Origin of the sequence: Leclercia sp. LSNIH3 (assembly GCF_002935105.1) — a bacterium.
In the GTDB taxonomy this organism is placed as follows: Bacteria; Pseudomonadota; Gammaproteobacteria; order Enterobacterales; family Enterobacteriaceae; genus Enterobacter; species Enterobacter adecarboxylatus.
The window spans coordinates 943,011-963,413 of the sequence record NZ_CP026387.1; the positions used below are offsets into that span (position 1 = coordinate 943,011).

Genomic DNA, 20,403 nt, shown 5'->3' on the forward strand with positions numbered 1-20,403 from the left:
AGTACCCGATAGTTATACCCGGCTCACGCCGATAGCGAATGTGCGGTTCCTGCCCGTTTCTTGCCCAATCCTCTGAACTTATCCGCGCGGGGCGTCGCCAAAGACGGCGTACTCCGGCAGCTGCACCTGCTGATACGGCTCCCAGCCACCGCCCAGGGCTTTATAGAGCGCCACCAGATCCAGCGCGCTCTGGACCCGGGCCTGATCCCGCTGCTGCTGCGCCTGAGCCAACTGGCGCTGCGCATCCAGCACGTCGATAAAGGTCGCGATCCCCTGGCGATAGCTGCTGCTCGCCAGATCAAAGGCGTTTTGCAGCGCATCGATGGTTTTGCTTAATCCCGCCTCCCGCTTCTGATCGGTGCGGTAGCTGACCAGCGCGTTTTCCACATCGCCCAGGGCGGTGAGCACCGTCTGACGATATTCCAGTACGGCGGCACCCTGCTGTGCGCGGGCGACCTTCACGCTGGAGACCAACCGCCCGCCCTGGAAGATGGGGATGGAGACTTGTGGCCCGACGCTGTAGAAGTGGCTGCTCCAGTCGGTGAGCCAGCTGGCTTCGCTGTTACGCAGGCCAAACTGGCCGCTGAGCGAGACGCTGGGGAACAGTTGCGCCACCGACACGCCGATCTGCGCGGTGGCCGCATGCAGATTCGCCTCGGCTTCACGCACGTCCGGGCGTCGCCGCGCCAGCGTAGAGGGAATACCGGTGGGAACAATCTCCGGCAGCGCAGGCAGCGGTTTGCTGGCCTGTAGTTCGCCATCCAGCGCCCCCGGGGGTTTGCCAAGCAGGATCGCCAGGCCGTTCATCGCCTGCCGCGCCTGGGCTTCATATTGCGGAAGCTGCGCCTCCAGGTTGCCAAGCTGGGCGCGGGCGTTCTCCACGTCCATCTGCGGTGACAGCCCGCCGCGCTGGCGGCTGTCGGTCAGCTCCAGCGTCTGCTGCGCGCTCTCGATCTGGGTGTTAAGGGTGGCGATACTGCTCTGGGCGCCGCGCAGCTGTAACCAGCCGCGGGCCACTTCGGCCTCCAGCGACACCAGGGCATCGTTACGCTGCTCGATGGCTGCCTGCTGTTGCGCGTCGGCGGCTTCTACCTGACGGCGCACCTTGCCCCATAAATCCAGCTCCCACTGGGCATCAAAGCTGCCCTGGTAGAGGTTAATGGGCTGGGTCAGCGGCCCCAGCGCGCCGCGCAGTTCGGGATCGACGTCATCCAGCTGATCGTACACGCCGTGGGATTTCAGTTCTCCCTCCAGCCCCAGCTGCTGCCGGGTGGCCTGCAAATTACCATTCACCGCCGGGAAGAAGGCACCGCCCGCCTGGTTGATCTGTTCCCGTGCCCCCGCGATGCGCAGCACGGTTTGCTGCAGCGACAGGTTACCGGCAATGGCGCGTTCAATCAGGCTGTCCAGTTGCGGATCGCCAAAGGTTTTCCACCAACGAGGATTGATGGCCGTTGACGCGGTTTGCGATTTTACGCCGCCGTCGCCCGGATCGTTCCAGTGCGTCGGGGTGTTGGGCGCGGGCTGCTGGTAGTCTGGCCCCACGGCGCAGCCTGCCAGCAACAGCATTAACATCAGGGGGCTTAAACGTCTGCAAATCATCAGTGTGCTCCTGCACTCCCCTCGCTCTTAACCGGCGAGAGCAACAAACAAAACGGAATCAGTAAAAAGGCCACCGCGCTCAGAATGGTGAAAACGTCCACGTAGGCCAGGAAACGCGACTGTTCGATCATCGCCTGATACATGCGCCCGGTGGCAATGCCGGTGGGGTCGCCCACCTGGGTGGTAAAGTTCTGGATCGCCTGCGCCATCTCGCGGAGCGTTTGCTGGAACGGCTCGTCGAATGCCGAAGTGTGGGTGGCCAGATAAGCGCTGTGGGCCTGCGAGCGCTCGGTAATGGCCGCCGTCGAGAGCGAAATGCCGATCGACCCCGCCACGTTACGGAACATGGTAAACAGCGCCGCTGCGTCGGCGTTCAGCTGCCGCGGAATCGAGATAAAGGCGATGGTGGTCAGCGGCACAAACAGGAAGCCCAGCCCGATCGACTGAGCGCTGCGGAACAACACCAGGGTCTCGAAGTCGATATCCGGCGTCAGCGTGCGCGACCAGAAGAACGACACCGCGAGACAGGTAAAGCCGAAGGCGATGATCCAGCGCGTCTGCACAATCGGCATCAGCTTCAACACCAGCGGGATAGTGAGCACGATCAGGATCGCGCCGGGCGACAGCACCAGCCCCGACCAGGTGGCGGTATAGCCCAGATCCTGCTGCGCCAGCTGCGGGATCACCACCGAACTGCCGTACAGGATCATTGCCATACCGGCCATCAGCAGGCTGGAGACGGCGAAGTTTTTGTCCTTCATGCAGTGCAGATCCACAACCGGCTTTTTGGCATACATCAGCCAGTAGATGGCCCCGATAATGCCAATCAGCGTCAGCACGGCAAAGGTGCGGATAAAGTTCGAGGTAAACCAGTCGTCATCTTCCCCGCGATCGAGCATCACCTGCAGGCAACCCAGGCCCAGGGCGATAAGCCCGATACCGGTCCAGTCGATGGAGAGCTTCTCCTTCGATTTACTCTCCCAGGGCGGATCTTCCAGCAGCTGATAGATCGCCAGCACGGTAACGATCCCCACCGGAATATTGATAAAGAATACCCAGCGCCAGGAGTAGTTATCGGTGATCCACCCCCCGAGCGTCGGCCCCAGCACCGGGGCGACGATAATGGCAATCGACGACAGGCCAAAAGCCTTGCCGCGATCTTCCGGCTTAAAGTAGTCGAGCAGCACCGACTGCTGGGTGGGCTGTAGCCCGCCGCCAAAGAAGCCCTGCAAAATACGAAACAGGATGATCTGCCACAGCTCGGTGGCGATACCGCACAGGAACGAGCAGATGGTGAACATCACAATGCAGATCAGGAAGAATTGCTTGCGGCCAAAGACCCGGCTCAGAAACGCCGAGATAGGCAGTACGATGCCGTTGGCCACCAGATAGCTGGTGAGCACCCAGGTGGATTCATCATAGCTGGCCGAAAGCGAACCGGCGACGTGAGGCAGCGCCACGTTGACGATGGTGGTATCAAGGATCTCCATAAATACCGCGAGGGTGACGACGATCGCCACCGCCCACGGGTTACTGGCTGGCCGCCAGTTTTCATGGCTGTGCTCACTCATTCCACGGTTACCTTAGGTTCAACCGAGAGGCCAAGCGGCAGCGGCTGGTTGGGATCCAGTCCTTTATCGATAACGATTTTTACCGGCACACGCTGCACGATCTTCACGAAGTTACCGGTGGCGTTCTCCGACGGGAAAGCGGCAAAGCGCGAGCCGCTCCCCTGCTGGATAGAGTCGATATGCCCTTCCAGCTCCAGATCCGGCCAGGCGTCCACGCTCAGCGTTACCTTATTACCGGGGCGCATCCGCTCCAGCTGCGACTCTTTAAAGTTGGCGACAACCCAGATATCCGCCGAGACCAGCGAAAAGAGCGCGGTGCCCGCCTGCACCAGGGTGCCGGTCTGGACGTTGCGTTTCGTTATGTAGCCATCAAAGGGTGCCCGTACCTCGGTGTACGAGAGATTCAGCTCTGCGGTTTCCAGCTGGGCGCGGGCCTGTTCCACCTGACGCTCCCGGGCTTCGACGTTGGTCTCCTGCTGGCGAATTTGCAATTGCACCTGCGAAGCCACCTCAAGCTGCGCTTTCGCGCTGGCAAGCTGGGCCTGGGCGCTGCGCAACTGGGCGTTGGCCGCGTCGATGCTCTGTTGCGTGGTGGCGCGGGGATCGACGCCGCGCTGGCGGCGATATTCCGCCTGAGCGTTGGCCAGATCCGCCTGGGCTTTGATCACCTGGGCGTTGGCTTCATCGCGCTGGGCAGGATATTGCACCTTCGAGAGCGCCAACTGCGCCTGGGCCTGATGAAGCTGCGCTTCGGCCAGGCCAAGCTGGGCTTTTGCCTGGTCGCGCTGGGCAGCGGTGTCCCGGGGATCGATGGTCACCAGCAGATCGCCCTTTTTCACGCGCTGGTTATCCCGCACCCGCAGTTCGGTGACATAGCCTGCGGTTTTGGGCGCGATGGTCACGGCGTCGCCTTCGGTAAAGGCGTCGTCCGTCGTCTCCTGGTTACGGGTCATGAACCACCATACCAGGGCCACAATGACCATCACGATCACCACAATGCCCAGAATAATCAGCGGCTTTTTGCCGGGGCGTTTACGTTGCGTCTCTTTTTTATCGGTGTTTTCGGTGTTTTCGGAGGGTTGGTTTTCTTCAGCCATATAACAGCATCCGTCCTGTTAGTGAACGACATCACAATTTATGCCGTTCACTAAAGTTAGGACGTTGCTATACATTTGCCAGGAAAAACTGACAAACAGGGCACTATATGAGAAGGAATAATCCGAATCCGATCAGCCCGGCCCAGACCAGCATCGGCAGCGACCAGAGGTGGAAGCGCCACCAGATACGGCGATCGTTTGCCATACGCAGGGCGATCAGGTTAGCGAGAGAGCCAGGCAGCAGGCCAAAGCCACCCACGTTCACCGCCCAGGCCAGCAGCGCCGTCGGCGGCACGTAGTTAAGCAGCAGGATAGTCGAAGGCACATTACTGATCACCTGCGACATCCCGATAGCGGTCAGCCACAGCTGGCCCTGCGACAGGTGGGTGACGTTTTGCAGCACATTCTGCAAGGCCGGCACCTGAATCAGCAGGTGGACATCAATAAACATCGCCATAAAGACCAGCAGCAGCGTCCAGTCGACGCTAATCAGCACACGACGGGCCAGCAGCAGGAAGCCCCCCGCCACCAGCAGCACGCCCCACAGCTCCTGCTTGAGATCGAGGGCCACAAGGAAGACCAGGTAAAGCGCCAGACAGCTCCACGCCAGCCGCGGTGTAGACTGGGCCGCCGCGCTACCGCTGTGATAGCGCAGTGGCCTGGCCGGGAAGGCGAACCAGCTCAGGGCCATCAGGGTCAGTACCATCACCAGCGCCAGCGGCGCCATCTGCCAGGTAAAGGCGGCAAAGGACAGGCCGGAGCGTCCCCACAGCAGGATGTTTTGCGGGTTGCCGATCGGGGTGAGCAGTGACCCGGCATTCACCGCCAGCGCCTCAAAGATGATCAGCCGGTTGACCGGGATTTCGCACAGCTTACGCAGCGTGAGGGTGAGCGGCACCACGATAAACAGCGCCACATCATTGGTGAGAAAGGTCGACAGCAGCGCCGCGGAAAAGACCATAAACAGCGACAGGCGTCGCTCAGTGGCGAAACGGCGCACCATCTTGCGCCCCAGCACGTCAAAAAAACCGCTCTGCTCGACCCCTTTGGTCAGCATCATCAACCCGGCAAGGGTAATGATGGTGTGCCAGTCAATGGCGGCAGGCCAGCGCTGCGGGGCGAAGGGCACCAGAAAGCTGAGTCCGACCCCAACCACCAGTAACAGATGAAAGAAACGATCCCGGGCCAGTGCCCGCAGGCCAGGCACGGTCATTCCGCGGACGATCCATATTTAAGGGTAAAAGCCAGGAACTGTTGCAGGGTCTCTTCGCTGACGTGATGCTCCATCCCTTCGGCGTCACGGCGGGCGATGTCAGGACTGACGCCCAGCACCAGCAGGAAATTTTCGACAATTTGATGGCGCTCGCGGCTCGCCTGCGCCAGCTTCTCCCCTTCCGGGGTGAGAAACACGCCGCGCCAGGGGATCATTTCGATCAGGCCAACCGTTGCCAGGCGCTTGAGCATTTTTGCCACCGTCGGCTGGGAGACGCCAAGACGTGCCGCCATATCCACCTGACGGGCCTCCCCCACTTCACGGATCAGATCCGAAATCAGCTCGACATAATCATCGATCAGCTCGCGACGATGCGCTTCACGAACCTGGCGAAAGCCTTCGACATGCTCTTCGACGTTGACCAGTTGCGTCATTTTTTTTGTTGTTGGTTTACCTGCACGGCGGTTCATTGTGCTTCCTCAAGCGGGGGACACATCAAGCGTATCAATAGATAAACGGCCATTGTAAACCATCACTACACAAGCACAAAAAATTAACGATTTATACCCGTCATGCTTCAGGGTGCCTGTGCGTTAGCATGGCCTCGCCCCGTTGTGGCCAGTGCAAACGCTGTTCAACCTTGCGATGCCAGTTTGCCCTCATCCACCCCCGCCACTGACTTCAGTAAGCGCCTGGGGATTCGCTGCGCCGCCGCGTTACCCGGCATTTGGCCTCGCCGGTTTAGGTCCAGCGCAAGCGCAGTTCAAAACGATTAATCGTTTTGTCAGGCATCGCGAATTATTTGAGGTATAGCCATAGCCATATAATATAGCCTGTGCTATATCTGTATGTAATGCAGTCACCCTTCACGGATCGAAGGGATCAACCCGCAGGAGGTAACCATGAACGAATTCAAGAGGTGTATACGCGTGTTTAGCCACTCTCCCTTTAAAGTACGCTTAATGCTGCTGAATATGATTTGCGACATCATCAACGGCAAGCCACAGCAGAACAAACCATCTCACTAAGCGGCGTCGCGGTACGCCGCTTCATTTTTGTGTCATTTATCTCCGCTATACTGCTCGTCCCCACGTTATGCCCTGACCTTTTTTGCGGAAATGGAATCCTCTTCGCAAAACACCCTCTTTATAACTGTTGACCTTAAAGGCCACTGGCTCTATCTTCTTGCAGCCCTGCACTATTTGCGGCTCCCAGATGCGGACCTCCTCTCCCCTTCTACGCATTCTCAGGCAGGTTTTGACCCTTGGCGCCAGGGTGAGCACATGGCGTTTTCACAATAGTGACCTATGAATTTAACCCTGAAAGAAACGCTCATTACCCGCAGCCGGGCCTTAAGCCCGTGGACGGGATTCTACTTTTTACAGTCGCTGCTGATTAACTTTTCCTTTGGCTACGCCTTCAGCCTGCTGTATGCCGTTGCCTTTACCTGTGTGCTGCATCTGCTCTGGATCAGCGCGCCGCGCGTGCAAAAAGGGCTAATCGGGATCTGCTCGCTGGTGGCGGCGATGTATTTCCCCTTTGGCCAGGCCTATGGCGCGCCAAACTTTAATACCCTTCTGGCGATGCACTCCACCAACATGGAGGAGTCAACGGAGATCCTCACTATCTTCCCGTGGTACAGCTACGTCGTCGGCCTGTTTATCTTTGCCCTCGGGGTGATCGCCGTACGCCGTAAGCCGCAGCCCAAAAAGGCGTGGGGCAAAATCGACAGCCTGTGTCTGGTGTTCAGCCTGGTGGCCTTTTTCGTCGCCCCGGTGCAAAACCTGGCCTGGGGCGGCGTCTTCAAGCTGAAAGATACTGGTTATCCGGTGTTTCGCTTTGTCAAAGATGTGGTGGTGAACAACCAGGAAGTGGTGGAAGAGCAGACCCGGATGGCCGAGCTGTCGCAGATGAAGGACACCTGGAACGTGCTGGCCGTGAAGCCGAAATATCACATCTATATGGTGGTGATCGGTGAAAGCGCCCGCCGTGACGCGCTGGGTGCCTTCGGTGGACACTGGAACAACACCCCGTTTGCCAGCAAGGTCAACGGCACGCTGTTTACCGACTACATTGCCGCCAGTGGTTCAACGCAAAAGTCGCTCGGGCTGACGCTCAATCGGGTGGTGGATAACAAGCCGCAGTATCAGGATAACTTTGTCACCCTCGCCAACCGCGCGGGCTTCCAGAGCTGGTGGTTCTCGAACCAGGGGCAGATCGGTGAATACGACACCGCTATCGCCAGTATTGCTAAACGGGCTGACGAAGTGCAGTTCCTGAAAAGCGGGGATTTCGAGGCAGATAAAAATACCCGGGACGAGGCGTTGCTTAAGATGACCGAACAGGTCTTTAGCAGCCATCGCACCCAGCCGCAGCTGATCGTTCTGCATCTGATGGGTTCACACCCGCAGGCCTGCGATCGCACCCAAGGGAAATACGCTGAGTTTGTGCAGTCGAAAGAGACCTCGTGCTATCTCTACACCATGACCCAGACCGACGATCTGCTCAGCAAGCTCTATACCCAGCTGCAAAACACCGGTGAGACCTTCTCGATGGCCTATTTTTCCGATCACGGGCTGGCCTTTAAAGAGCGCGGGAAAGAGGTGCAGTACCTGGCACACGACGACAGCTTCCAGCAGAACTTCCAGGTGCCGTTTATGGTGCTGTCGAGCGATGATAAAGCCCATCGCATCGTCAAGGCGCGCCGTTCCGCGAATGATTTTTTAAGCTTCTTCTCGCAGTGGACGGGCATCAGCGCGAAAGAGATCGCGAATAAATACCGCTTCATGTCGAACGACAAGGCGCCGCCGGTGTATGTGACAAACTTTAAGTTACAGAAAGTGGATTACAACCATCTGGGGACGGATCTGTTTGAGACGAAAAGCCGGTAACAGCGGTGCGGCCTGATGCCCTCACCCTGGCCCTCTCCCACAGGTAGAGGGGAAGGATCGCGCATCCCGCGATGACAGAGTACAAGAATGGCTCAGAGACAACAGCGATGGCCTGGTCCGGCTGAAAATCGACGAAGCGTTTCCGCAAGGCCGGGGCGAGGCGCAGGGACGCGCCGAGAGGGCATAGCCTGCAGGGATGCAGGCTGGTGCCCGACCCGAAAGCCTGGAGGAATAAGCTGAGTGCACCGCGAAGCGGCGATTTTCTTGCCGGTAGCCCGGGTCGCCAGGGTGGTGGCGATTGAGCCACCCTGGCACGTTCACCGGTTCAGGTATATCAGAGAAGTAAGGAACGTGAGGTGAACGGAACTACCACTTCTGCCACATGTTTCCCTCACCCCTCAGGTAAAGAACAAAAACAAAAAAACCCGCCGAAGCGGGTTTTTTACTAGCTCACCGAAGTGATTAGAAGCGGTAACCTACGCCTGCGATCCAGGTACCAACATCAACGTTACGGATGCGGCTCTGCTCATAGGAGAAGTCCAGCGCAACGTTTTCAACTGGGTTGAACTGCATACCTGCGCCATAGGAGAAACCGTAGTCGCTGGTGCTTGCAGAGCGGTTGAAGCCCTGGTTTTCAGTCTGCTGGAATTTACCGTAGCCAACACCCACAACACCGTAGATGCTTGCCCAGTCGTTCAGACGGTAAGCCGGGCCAGCGGTGATGCCGTAGTACTGAGCTTTGTTGTAAGCGCCGTCTTCAGAACGGTCTTTCTCAGTGTAGGTGAAGGAACCGATGGCACCCAGCGGGTTGTTGTCCTGCTCGTAGCGATATTTCAGGTTGAAACCGTTGGTTTTGTTCATGACGCCCTGCATATCGCTCTGAGCGTAACCGCCAGTCACGGTAGAGGTCGCTGCTACAGCGGAACCTGCGGAAACAGCCAGAACAGCTGCCAGTGCTGAAAGACATGCAATTTTTTTCATAACCACCTCAAATGTGCTTCAAGTAATTCCGTAAGTTTTAAATATATCAAAAAATCTTGTGAAACTCTTTGTGCTTCGTGATGTCTAACGCAGGTTTTCATGTAACCAAACATTTCCACCCACAGCTATCTTCTTCAAAAAACACCAAATTTGTGTTTCAAAAGCGCATATTGCGCGTCAGTCACAATACATTCATCCAGACGATTCCTAATCTGTTACAGAAATCACCCACTGGGATGACGCCATTTTACGGATTTCCGGCGACTTTTTTTTCAACAAAGACTCAACCGCGCGGCGATATTTCCTTTACACTCCCCCTCTTTACTTCCTTTGACAGAAACTGACAGGAGAAAGGATGCCTGGGTTGTCTCGCAGGGCGCCAGTCTGGTTGCCCGTAATCGTCATACTTATTGCCATGCTCTCCATTCAGAGTGGTGCTTCGCTGGCTAAATCCCTCTTTCCGGTGGTGGGCGCGCCTGGCGTCACGGCGCTGCGTATTGCACTCGGCACCTTAATCCTGGTGGTTATCTTTAAACCCTGGCGACTGCGTTTCCAGAAAGAGCAGCGCCTGCCCCTGCTGCTGTACGGGCTGTCGCTGGGGGCGATGAACTATCTCTTCTACCTGTCGATTCAGACGGTGCCGCTGGGGATCGCTGTGGCGCTGGAGTTTACCGGCCCGCTGGCGGTGGCGCTGTTCTCCTCACGTCGCCCGATCGATTTTGTCTGGGTGGTGCTGGCGGTACTGGGGCTGTGGTTTCTGCTGCCGCTGGGGCAGGACGTCTCTCACGTCGATCTGACCGGCGCGGCACTGGCCCTGGGGGCGGGAGCCTGCTGGGCGGTCTATATTCTCACCGGACAACGTGCCGGCGAAGAGCACGGCCCGGCCACCGTGGCGCTGGGGTCTCTGATTGCCGCCATCATATTTGTGCCGCTGGGGATGGCGCAGGCCACCGAGTCTATCTGGCAGTGGTCGATCCTGCCGGTAGGTCTGGCGGTGGCGGTGCTCTCAACCGCGCTCCCCTACTCGCTGGAGATGATTGCCCTGACGCGCCTGCCAACGCGCATCTTTGGCACCCTGATGAGCATGGAACCCGCGCTGGCGGCGATGTCCGGGATGGTGTTCCTGGGCGAATCCCTCACCTTTACCCAGACGCTGGCGCTCTGCTCCATTATTGCCGCATCGATGGGGTCGACGCTCACCCTGCGCCGGGAGAGTAAAGTCGAAGAAGTGGATATCCGCTAGCCAAAATTATTTTGCCGGGAAGCCACTTCCCGGCAAAATATTCCCATTCGCAATAACCGTCATTATTTTGAAATATCGCCTTACCTTCTCACCCGCCCGCTAAAAATAAGATAAATTTACCCACAAATAAAATTAAGTTAATTATTTCAATAACTTAACTATCACAACCCGCCTTTCACTATTAAACCAATAGGCAGGACCCAATCGCACCTTCTATAGCCGGTGCTATACTTGATTTCGGAAATTACTTTGGACGCCAACATCAAGAGGAAATGAGATTATGCCTACCGCTAAACTGGTAAAAACGAAAGCACCTAATCTGCTCTATACCCGTAACGATGTCTCTGACAGCGATAAGAAAGCGACAATTGAGTTGCTGAATCGCCAGGTGATCCAGTTTATTGATCTGTCACTGATTACTAAACAGGCGCACTGGAATATGCGCGGCGCTAACTTTATTGCTGTACACGAGATGCTGGATGGCTTCCGTACCGCACTGACTACCCACCTGGATACCATGGCTGAACGTGCTGTACAGCTGGGCGGCGTGGCGCTGGGCACCACTCAGGTGATCAACAGCAAAACGGCGCTGAAAAGCTACCCGCTGGATATTCACAGCGTGCAGGACCATCTGAAAGAGCTGGCGGATCGTTATGCTGTCGTTGCAAACGACGTTCGTAAAGCGATTGGTGAAGTTAAAGATGAAGATACTGCTGACATCCTGACCGCGGCTTCCCGCGACATGGATCAGTTCCTGTGGTTCATCGAGTCTAACATCGAGTAATCCATAGCATTTTGCTATCACACCCTCGCTTCTGGCGGGGGTTTTGCACTTTTATAGTGCAGCAATTTCGCCCTCCCCGCCGCAAACGTAAAGCATTTGTAATAATCACCTCACACAATCGTTAACGAAAGATTGTTTTCTCATCAATATTTGCGCTTAATAGCTTAACGGTCAGTGATGGCGTCGCCATGCACCAAAACAGGGCTTCGTTATGGTGCATTTCAGCGCCATTGCTCCACATTTTGTGCAATGAAATTCGTGTTGGCCTTTTAAAAACAACCTGTTGCAAAGTTGGCACGATTTTTTCATAGAGCCGTTCGTTCTCGCAGGGGATCGCCCCGTGGATATAAAAGGAAATGCTATGAAGTCTGTATTAAAAGTTTCACTGGCTGCACTTACCCTGGCTTTTGCCGTTTCTTCTCAGGCTGCTGATAAAAAACTGATTGTTGCCACCGACACCGCCTTCGTACCGTTTGAATTTAAACAAGGCGATCAGTACGTTGGTTTTGACGTGGATCTGTGGGCAGCCATCGCGAAAGAACTGAAACTGGACTACACCCTGAAGCCAATGGACTTCAGCGGCATCGTTCCAGCGCTGCAAACCAAAAACGTTGACCTGGCGCTGGCCGGTATCACCATCACTGACGCACGTAAAAAAGCTATCGACTTCTCTGATGGCTACTACAAAAGCGGCCTGCTGGTAATGGTCAAAGCTGACAACAACGACGTGAAGAGCGCGAAAGATCTCGACGGTAAAGTGGTCGCGGTGAAGAGCGGTACCGGTTCTGTTGATTACGCGAAAGCCAATATCAAAACCAAAGACCTGCGCCAGTTCCCGAACATCGACAACGCCTACATGGAACTCGGCACCAACCGTGCTGACGCCGTGCTGCACGACACGCCAAACATTCTGTACTTCATCAAAACCGCAGGTAACGGCAAGTTCAAAGCGGTAGGTGAATCCCTGGAAGCACAGGAATACGGTATCGCCTTCCCGAAAGGCAGCGACGATCTGCGTACTAAAGTGAACGGCGCGCTGAAAACCCTGCGCGACAACGGCACTTACAACGAAATTTACAAAAAATGGTTCGGAACTGAGCCAAAATAATAATGACGTTTTGAGCACTTTTTATCCTGGGGGCGTGCTTCGCCCCCTGTTGTTTTCACCACGGTATACAGGAACACATCATGGAGTTTGACTGGAGCGCCATCTGGCCTGCCATTCCTCTGTTGCTTGAAGGCGCCAAAATGACCCTGTGGATTTCGGTCCTCGGTCTGGTTGGCGGGTTAATTATCGGCCTCGTCGCCGGTTTCGCCCGCACCTACGGCGGCTGGATTGCCAACCACATCGCACTGGTTTTCATCGAAGTGATTCGCGGCACGCCAATTGTGGTGCAAGTAATGTTTATCTACTTCGCCCTGCCTATGGCGTTTACCGATCTGCGCATTGATCCGTTCAGCGCGGCGGTCGTCACCATTATGATCAACTCGGGTGCCTATATCGCTGAGATCACCCGCGGTGCGGTGCTGTCGATTCACAAAGGCTTTAGCGAGGCCGGTCTGGCGCTGGGGCTTTCCCGTCGCGAAACCATCCGCCACGTGATCCTGCCTCTGGCGCTGCGTCGTATGCTGCCGCCGCTGGGCAACCAGTGGATCATCAGCATTAAAGATACGTCCCTGTTCATTGTTATCGGCGTCGCTGAACTGACCCGTCAGGGCCAGGAGATCATCGCCGGTAACTTCCGCGCCCTGGAGATCTGGAGCGCCGTAGCAGTGGTCTATCTCATTATTACCCTGGCACTGAGCTTCGTGCTGCGTCGTCTTGAAAGAAGGATGAAAATCCTGTGATTGAATTTAAAAACGTTTCCAAGCACTTTGGCCAGACCCAGGTGCTGCACAATATCGATCTGCAGATCCAGACCGGTGAAGTGGTGGTGATTATCGGGCCGTCCGGTTCCGGTAAATCGACGCTGCTGCGCTGCATCAACAAACTGGAAGAGATCACCAGCGGCGATCTGATTGTCGATGGCCTGAAGGTCAACGACCCGAAAGTGGACGAGCGACTGATCCGCCAGGAAGCCGGGATGGTGTTCCAGCAGTTCTACCTCTTCCCGCACCTGACGGCGCTGGAGAACGTGATGTTCGGTCCGCTGCGCGTGCGCGGTGCCGACAAAGCGGCCGCCGAGCGGCTTGCAAAAGAGCTACTGGCGAAAGTGGGTCTGGCGGAGCGCGGACATCACTACCCGTCCGAGCTTTCCGGTGGCCAGCAGCAGCGCGTGGCCATTGCCCGTGCGCTGGCGGTTAAACCGAAAATGATGCTGTTCGATGAGCCAACCTCGGCCCTCGACCCGGAACTGCGCCACGAAGTGCTGAAGGTTATGCAGGATCTGGCGGAAGAAGGGATGACGATGGTGATCGTGACCCACGAAATCGGCTTTGCCGAAAAAGTGGCCTCACGTCTGATCTTCATCGACAAAGGCCGTATTGCCGAAGATGGCAATCCGCAGACGTTGATCGAGAACCCACCGAGCCAGCGTCTTCAGGAGTTCCTGCAACACGTTTCCTGATGACAGCTCTGTTCGTACTTCAGGCCGGGTAAGGCGTCGCCGCCACCCGGCTTTTTTGTCGCTGTTGTCAGGCGGCGCTGGCGCTTGCCCGACCCAGGGTTTTGCGACTGTTACGATTTTATCCCTGGAATCGTCCCAAAAACCCCCCGCTTCTGCGCGCCTTCTATACTTATCACTTTGCACAATATTGTCACCGGAGGACGCCGTGCCGTGGATCTTGCTGCTCCTGATAAGCCTGTTTTGCCTGCCTGCCCAGGCCGTTAGCCTGCCCGGCGTTCCTGCTGCTACCGCGACTGACGCGACAACCCCGCCCGCCGAGCCGGACGTTGAGCAGAAAAAAGCCGCCTATTCCGCGCTGGCCGATGTGCTGGAAAATGATGCCTCGCGCCAGGAGCTGATCACCCAGCTGCGCAGCGTCGCCGCCACGCCCCCACAGGAGCCGGTGCCCAAAATTACGCCGCCGGAGATCGTGGAAGAAAAGACCGTGCTGGAGAACCTGACCGACATCAGCCGTCATTACGGCGATGCACTCTCCTCCCGTTTTGCCCAGCTATACCGCAACCTGATCGGTTCCCCGCACAAGCCCTTTAACCCGCAGACATTCGTCGTGGCCGCGCGGCAGTTTTTGATCCTCGCCGGGCTAGTCTTTGCCTTCTACTGGCTGGTCAGGCTCTGCGCCTTGCCGCTGTACCGCAAAATGGGCACCTGGGGGCGCAGAAAGAACCGGGAAACCAGCAGCTGGTTCCACCTGCCGCTGACCATCGCCAGCGCCTTTATTATCGACCTGCTGCTGCTCGCGCTAACCCTGTTTATTGGTCAAATCCTCAGCGAATATCTTAATACCGGCAACCCCACCATCGCCTTCCAGCAGGCGCTGTTCCTCAACGCCTTCGCGCTCATTGAGTTCTTCAAAGCGATCCTGCGGCTGATATTCTGCCCACGGGTACCGGACCTGCGCCCTTTTGCCATTAGCGATCGCGCCGCACACTACTGGTCGCTACGCCTGAGCATTCTCAGCGGCATGATTGGCTATGGTCTGCTGGTTGCCGTGCCCATTATCTCCAACCAGGTTAACGTGCAGATTGGGGCGCTGGCCAACGTGCTGATTATGCTGTGCATCACCGTCTGGGCGCTGTACCTGATTTTCCACAATAAACGCGCCATTACCGAGGGGCTGCTCCACCTTGCCGACCGCTCCCTCGCCTTCTTCAGCCTGTTTATTCGCGCGTTTGCCCTGGTGTGGCACTGGCTGGCGAGCGCCTATTTTATCGTGCTCTGCTTCTTCTCCCTGTTCGATCCGGGAAACAGCCTGAAGTTTATGATGGGGGCCACCTTCCGCAGTCTGGCCATCGTCGGGATCGCCGCGTTCGTCTCCGGGCTGCTCTCACGCTGGCTGGCTAAAACCATTACCCTGTCGCCGCATGTGCAGCGCAGCTACCCGGAGCTGCAAAAGCGGATTAACGGTTGGCTCTCCGTGTCGCTGAAGGTGGCGCGGATCCTGACGGTCTGTGTCGCCATCATGTTGCTGCTCAGCGCCTGGGGGTTATTCGACCTCTGGAACTGGCTGCATAACGGTGCAGGTGAAAAGACGGTGGATATTCTGATCCGCATCGCACTGATCCTGTTCTTCTCCGCCATTGGCTGGACGATACTGGCGAGCCTGATCGAGAACCGGCTGGCGTCGGATATTCATGGCCGCCCCCTGCCCAGCGCCCGCGCCCGCACGCTGCTGACGCTGTTCCGTAACGCCCTGGCGGTGGTGATCAGCACCATTACCATCATGATTGTGCTGTCGGAAATTGGCGTGAACATCGCCCCGCTGCTGGCGGGTGCCGGGGCGCTGGGGCTGGCGATCTCCTTTGGTTCCCAGACGCTGGTAAAAGACATCATCACCGGCATCTTTATTCAGTTTGAAAACGGAATGAACACCGGGGATCTGGTGACCATTGGGCCGCTGACCGGCACGGTAGAGCGGATGTCGATTCGTTCCGTCGGGGTGCGACAGGATACCGGCGCGTACCACATTATTCCGTGGTCTTCGATTACCACCTTCGCCAACTTTGTTCGTGGTATCGGTTCGGTAGTGGCGAACTACGACGTGGACAGGCATGAAGATGCCGAGAAAGCGAAGCAGGCGCTGAAAGCGGCGGTGGATGAACTGCTGGAGAAAGAGGATATTCGCGGCCTGATTATTGGCGAGCCGTCGTTCGCCGGGATTGTCGGGCTGACCAGCACCGCCTTTACGCTGCGCGTGTCGTTCACCACCCAGCCGCTGAAGCAGTGGACGGTGCGTTTCGCCCTCGACAGCATGGTGAAAAAACATTTCGATCTGGCAGAGGTACGGATGCCGGTGCAGATGTATCAGCTGCTGCCGTCCCCTGGCCCGACACCGCCTTCGCCGCAGGAGCCTACCCTGTAACGGACGGTGCCGTCAGACGTGCCCGATGCCGCTACGCGTATCGGGCCTCACCTGTTAACGCTGGCGACGCTTGTCGTTATCCATAAAGGTCCAGGCAATGAAGCGGCTCTGCTTCTGGCCCTGGGCCATCTCTTTTTTCACCACTTTGACCGCACCGACTTCCGTCAGCGCGCGGTACAGTGGCGGCAGGTTTTCACCGCGCGACACCAGCGTGGTAAACCACTTCACCTTACGGGCAAACTGGGCGCTCTCGGCAATCATCTTCGTGATAAAGGCCACTTCGCCACCTTCGCACCACAGCTCCTGCTGCTGGCCGCCAAAGTTCAGCGCGGCATCTGCCGCCTGGCCGAGGTTACGGCGCTTACGCTCGCTGCCGGCCCGGGCTGCTTCTGCCGAATCGTGGAACGGCGGATTGCACAGGGTGGCATCGTACTGTTCGTTTTTATGGATCACCCCGGCAAAAATCGCTGAAGGCTCTTTCTGACGACGCAGACGAATGGCGCGGGTCATGCCGGGGTTGCCATTAATAATCGCGGTGGCGTTGGCATACGCCTGCGGATCCACTTCGCTGCCGGTGAAGCGCCAGCCATATTCATGCGCACCGATCAGCGGGTAGATGAGATTAGAGCCAGTACCGATGTCCAGGATGGTCGCCTGGGCAGGCACCGCGCCATTATTCCCTTCTGCCAGCAGATCGGCGAGATGGTGAATATAGTCGGCACGCCCCGGCACGGGCGGGCAGAGATAGCCATCCGGGATATCCCACTGCGCCACGCCGTAGAAATGGGCAAGCAGCGCCTTGTTCAGCGTCTTCACCGCCTGCGGATCGGCAAAGTTCACCGTCGGCTCGCCCGTTGGGTTCTGAATGATAAATTCGCGCAATGCCGGACAGCTCTCGCATAAGGCATTCATATCGTAACGGCTGCGGTGGCGGTTGCGTGGGTGCAACCCCGGCTTCTCGGGTGTCATGGCGTTCTCCTGTAAACAGCGGCGTAAGATACCCGTTGCGGGCGCGACGGTAAATATTTCTCTGCACCGGCGAATAAACCGCCAAAAATCAGTGACCTGTATGTATTTGATTTGTCATAGAATTGTCAAAATATGTCGTTCAAAAAATAAGCAGATCATCATCAATTTTTTGCACTAAATCACACTCTGACCCCTTCTACACTTAGTGTGCATCACCCCGTTGTCAATCAGAGGAAGTGATTATGAAAAAATACCTGGTAATGCTCGCTGCCGCTTCACTGGCAGGCGCGTCGTTTGCTGCATGGTCGATTGAATCACTCAATAGCGGCGATACTAGCCAACTCAGGCCAGCCGGAACGGTGCAGGCTTCGGGCGCAAGAGACCTCGACGATCTGCAGGATAAACTCGCTGAAAAAGCGCGTGAACAAGGTGCTAAAGGCTATGTGGTTAACTCTGCCAGCGGCGATAACACCATGTTTGGTACTGCCACCATCTACAAATAGTTCCCTCCCTGTATAACGACTGCATCCTCTCGGGTGCAGTTGATTTTTTGCCCAAAATCCACTTTGTGAAGTTTTTTAGCAGGCAATGTAAATTTACGTATTTCATTTTGTTGGCGAGAGTGATAAAAAGTCACGCTAAATGATAATGTTTATCACAATTATTATCATTTGTAGGTTCATTACGGTTATTCACGTGGCACAGGAAAAGGCACAGACCTGCCTGACAACGTAATGGAAACTCGATTCTAAAAATTATAAGTCGCTAAACAATATGGATAAAAATCGCAACGTTCCGAACAGCTTCAGTTCGCTGACCTTTTTCGCCGGCCTGTGTATCGGTCTGACCCCGGTCGCGAGTGCGCTGGCTGCGGATAATAACGAACAAAAGTCTGATGAAACCCTGGTGGTGGAAGCCGCGCAGCCTTCGCTCTATGCACCGCAGAAATCTGCCGATGCGAAGTTCAGCCGCCCGGTGGCCGACACCACCCGCACCATGACCGTGATTTCCGAGCAGGTATTAAAGGATCAGGGCACCACGAATCTGACCGACGCGTTGAAAAACGTGCCAGGCGTGGGGGCCTTCTTTGCCGGGGAAAACGGCAACTCCACCACCGGAGATGCGGTGTACATGCGCGGGGTAGATACCTCGAACAGCATTTACGTTGACGGAATCCGCGACATCAGCACCACCACGCGCGACACCTTCAACACCGAACAGGTCGAAGTGATTAAAGGGCCATCCGGCAGCGATTACGGACGTAGCGCACCCAGCGGCTCCATCAATATGATCAGCAAACAGCCGCGTCTGGACTCAGGCATTGATGCCTCTGCCAGCATCGGCAGCGCGTACATGCGTCGTGGAACCCTCGACATTAACCAGGTGATGGGTGACACCTCGGCGTTTCGTCTGAACCTGATGGGTGAAAAGACCCATGACGAAGGGCGCGATAACGTTAAGAACGAACGCTACGGCGTGGCCCCTTCTCTCGCTTTTGGCCTGGGAACGGAAAACCGTCTGTATCTGAACTACCTGCACGTGACCCAGCACAACACCCCGGATGGCGGTATTCCGACCATCGGGCTGCCGGGCTACTCTGCGCCATCTGCGGGGACCGCGGCGCTGAATCACTCGGGCAAAGTGGATACCAATAACTTCTACGGCACCGATTCGGATTACGACGACTCCACCTCTGACACCGCCACGATGCGTTTTGAGCACGACTTTAACGACAACACCACCGTGCGTAATACCACGCGCTGGTCACGGGTGAAGCAGGATTACCTGATGACCGCCGTCATGGGCGGCGCCTCCAACATTACGCAGCCCGATCGCAACAACGTGGATACCTGGACCTGGTCGCGTCTCGCTAACACCAAAGATGTCAGCAATAAGATCCTCACCAACCAGACCAACCTGACGACCAAATTCTTTACCGGCAGCGTCGGCCACGATATCAGCACCGGGGTGGAGTTCACCCGCGAAACCCAGACCAACTTCGGCGTGAATGCCATTACTCCGCCGCCGGTGAACATCTATCACCCGAACAGCAACGTCAGCCTGGGCGGGTTGGATAACAACGGTGCTAACGCCAACGGCCAGACCGATACCTTCGGTCTGTACGCCTTCGATACGCTGCAAATCACCCGTGATTTTGAGCTGAATGGCGGCATTCGTCTCGACACCTACCATACCGAATATGACAGCGCCAGCGTCTGCGGCGGCACAGGTCGCGGGGCTGTTGCCTGCCCGGCCGGCACGCCTAAAGGCTCTCCGGTCACCACGGTAGACACGGCAACGTCGGGCAACCTGGTCAACTGGAAAGCCGGGGCGCTCTATCATCTGACCGAGCACGGCAACGTGTACGTCAACTATGCCATCTCCCAGCAGCCGCCAGGCGGCAATAACTTCGCGCTGGCCCAGGGCGGCACCGGCAGCAGTGCCAACCGCACGGACTTTAAACCGCAGAAGGCCAAAACCAGCGAGCTGGGCACCAAGTGGGAAGTGCTGGATAAGCGTCTGCTGCTGACCGCGGCCATCTTCCGCACCGACATCGAAAACGAAGTCGAGCAGAACGATGACGGCACTTATTCGCAGTACGGTAAAAAACGTGTTGAAGGGTATGAACTCTCTGCCGCAGGTAACATTACTCCGGCCTGGCAGGTGATCGGCGGTTATACCCAGCAGCACGCCAGCGTGCGCACCGGTAACAACGTGGCGCAGGATGGCACCTCTTCCCTGCCGTACACTCCAGAACATGCCTTTACGCTGTGGAGCCAGTACCAGGCCACGGATGCGATCTCCGTCGGTGCTGGCGCACGCTATATCGGCAGTATGCACCGCGGCTCTGACGGTGCGGTGGGGACCCCGTCCTTCACGGAAGGTTACTGGGTGGCCGATGCCAAACTGGGCTATCGCGTTAACCGCAACCTCGATATGCAGCTCAACGTCTACAACCTGTTTGATGAAGACTATGTCGCGTCCATCAACAAGAGCGGTTACCGCTACCATCCGGGCGAGCCGCGCACCTTTATGTTAACGGCGAACATGCACTTCTGATCCCGC

Annotated in this window: 17 protein-coding genes; 10 read left to right on the forward strand and 7 right to left on the reverse strand. The window is 56.9% G+C overall.

What is annotated here, in order from left to right; all coding sequences use genetic code 11:
* Positions 1–78: 78 nt before the first annotated feature.
* The 5 genes from C3F35_RS04590 to mntR all read right to left on the reverse strand — a co-directional run bounded on the left by C3F35_RS04590 (position 79) and on the right by mntR (position 5,953).
* The gene (locus C3F35_RS04590; protein WP_103791946.1) at positions 79–1,602 is read right to left on the reverse strand and encodes an efflux transporter outer membrane subunit; all 1,524 of its coding nucleotides are present in this window, start codon (positions 1,600–1,602) and stop codon (positions 79–81) included.
* On the reverse strand, positions 1,602–3,173 hold the full coding sequence (locus C3F35_RS04595; RefSeq protein ID WP_059308447.1) for a DHA2 family efflux MFS transporter permease subunit: 1,572 nt from the start codon (positions 3,171–3,173) through the stop codon (positions 1,602–1,604). The genes C3F35_RS04590 and C3F35_RS04595 overlap by 1 nt, the downstream gene beginning before the upstream one ends.
* On the reverse strand, positions 3,170–4,270 hold the full coding sequence (locus C3F35_RS04600) for an HlyD family secretion protein (RefSeq protein ID WP_059308448.1): 1,101 nt from the start codon (positions 4,268–4,270) through the stop codon (positions 3,170–3,172). Before C3F35_RS04600 ends, C3F35_RS04595 begins: the two co-directional genes overlap by 4 nt.
* A gap of 103 nt (positions 4,271–4,373) precedes the next feature.
* The gene (locus tag C3F35_RS04605; RefSeq protein WP_077226629.1) at positions 4,374–5,483 is read right to left on the reverse strand and encodes an anion transporter; all 1,110 of its coding nucleotides are present in this window, start codon (positions 5,481–5,483) and stop codon (positions 4,374–4,376) included.
* The gene (mntR, locus tag C3F35_RS04610; RefSeq protein ID WP_032617181.1) at positions 5,480–5,953 is read right to left on the reverse strand and encodes a manganese-binding transcriptional regulator MntR; all 474 of its coding nucleotides are present in this window, start codon (positions 5,951–5,953) and stop codon (positions 5,480–5,482) included. The genes C3F35_RS04605 and mntR overlap by 4 nt, the downstream gene beginning before the upstream one ends.
* A gap of 432 nt (positions 5,954–6,385) precedes the next feature.
* On the opposite strand from mntR, the gene mntS reads away from it, so the two are divergent.
* Together mntS and C3F35_RS04625 are read left to right on the forward strand one after the other, a co-directional pair.
* A complete protein-coding gene (gene mntS / locus C3F35_RS04615) occupies positions 6,386–6,511 on the forward strand; it encodes a manganase accumulation protein MntS (RefSeq protein WP_032617180.1) in 126 nt (41 codons plus the stop codon).
* A gap of 279 nt (positions 6,512–6,790) precedes the next feature.
* Entirely contained in the window at positions 6,791–8,374 is a 1,584-nt protein-coding gene (locus C3F35_RS04625) for a phosphoethanolamine transferase (protein WP_103791945.1), read from the forward strand.
* 462 nt (positions 8,375–8,836) lie between these two features.
* Here the strand turns inward: C3F35_RS04625 and ompX are convergent, their stop codons facing one another.
* On the reverse strand, positions 8,837–9,355 hold the full coding sequence (ompX, locus tag C3F35_RS04630; protein ID WP_032617177.1) for an outer membrane protein OmpX: 519 nt from the start codon (positions 9,353–9,355) through the stop codon (positions 8,837–8,839).
* 355 nt (positions 9,356–9,710) lie between these two features.
* Here ompX and rhtA point away from each other — a divergent pair, with 355 nt between their 5' ends.
* The 6 genes from rhtA (at position 9,711) to ybiO (ending at position 16,368) form a co-directional block, all read left to right on the forward strand.
* The gene (gene rhtA / locus C3F35_RS04635) at positions 9,711–10,598 is read left to right on the forward strand and encodes a threonine/homoserine exporter RhtA (RefSeq protein WP_032617176.1); all 888 of its coding nucleotides are present in this window, start codon (positions 9,711–9,713) and stop codon (positions 10,596–10,598) included.
* Between the two features lie 280 nt (positions 10,599–10,878).
* Positions 10,879–11,382: a DNA starvation/stationary phase protection protein Dps gene (gene dps, locus C3F35_RS04640; RefSeq protein WP_032617175.1), complete on the forward strand. Its 504-nt coding sequence runs from the start codon at positions 10,879–10,881 to the stop codon at positions 11,380–11,382.
* A gap of 361 nt (positions 11,383–11,743) precedes the next feature.
* A complete protein-coding gene (gene glnH / locus C3F35_RS04645) occupies positions 11,744–12,490 on the forward strand; it encodes a glutamine ABC transporter substrate-binding protein GlnH (protein WP_032617174.1) in 747 nt (248 codons plus the stop codon).
* Positions 12,491–12,570: 80 nt separating this feature from the next.
* Positions 12,571–13,230 carry a glutamine ABC transporter permease GlnP gene (gene glnP / locus C3F35_RS04650; RefSeq protein WP_032617173.1) on the forward strand — a complete coding sequence of 220 codons (660 nt, stop codon included), beginning with the start codon at positions 12,571–12,573 and terminating at the stop codon, positions 13,228–13,230.
* Positions 13,227–13,949 carry a glutamine ABC transporter ATP-binding protein GlnQ gene (gene glnQ, locus C3F35_RS04655; protein ID WP_032617171.1) on the forward strand — a complete coding sequence of 241 codons (723 nt, stop codon included), beginning with the start codon at positions 13,227–13,229 and terminating at the stop codon, positions 13,947–13,949. The genes glnP and glnQ overlap by 4 nt, the downstream gene beginning before the upstream one ends.
* 205 nt (positions 13,950–14,154) lie before the next feature.
* Positions 14,155–16,368: a mechanosensitive channel protein gene (gene ybiO, locus C3F35_RS04660; protein WP_032617170.1), complete on the forward strand. Its 2,214-nt coding sequence runs from the start codon at positions 14,155–14,157 to the stop codon at positions 16,366–16,368.
* 54 nt (positions 16,369–16,422) lie between these two features.
* Here the strand turns inward: ybiO and rlmF are convergent, their stop codons facing one another.
* Positions 16,423–17,337 (reverse strand): 23S rRNA (adenine(1618)-N(6))-methyltransferase RlmF, encoded by a 915-nt coding sequence (gene rlmF, locus C3F35_RS04665; protein ID WP_158251923.1) that lies wholly within the window; start codon positions 17,335–17,337, stop codon positions 16,423–16,425.
* A gap of 242 nt (positions 17,338–17,579) precedes the next feature.
* Here rlmF and mcbA point away from each other — a divergent pair, with 242 nt between their 5' ends.
* The gene (gene mcbA / locus C3F35_RS04670) at positions 17,580–17,840 is read left to right on the forward strand and encodes a DUF1471 family periplasmic protein McbA (RefSeq protein ID WP_032617167.1); all 261 of its coding nucleotides are present in this window, start codon (positions 17,580–17,582) and stop codon (positions 17,838–17,840) included.
* Between the two features lie 271 nt (positions 17,841–18,111).
* Complete coding sequence (locus C3F35_RS04675; protein WP_103791943.1) at positions 18,112–20,397, forward strand: catecholate siderophore receptor Fiu; 2,286 nt, start codon at positions 18,112–18,114, stop codon at positions 20,395–20,397.
* The last annotated feature ends 6 nt before the right edge of the window (positions 20,398–20,403 follow it).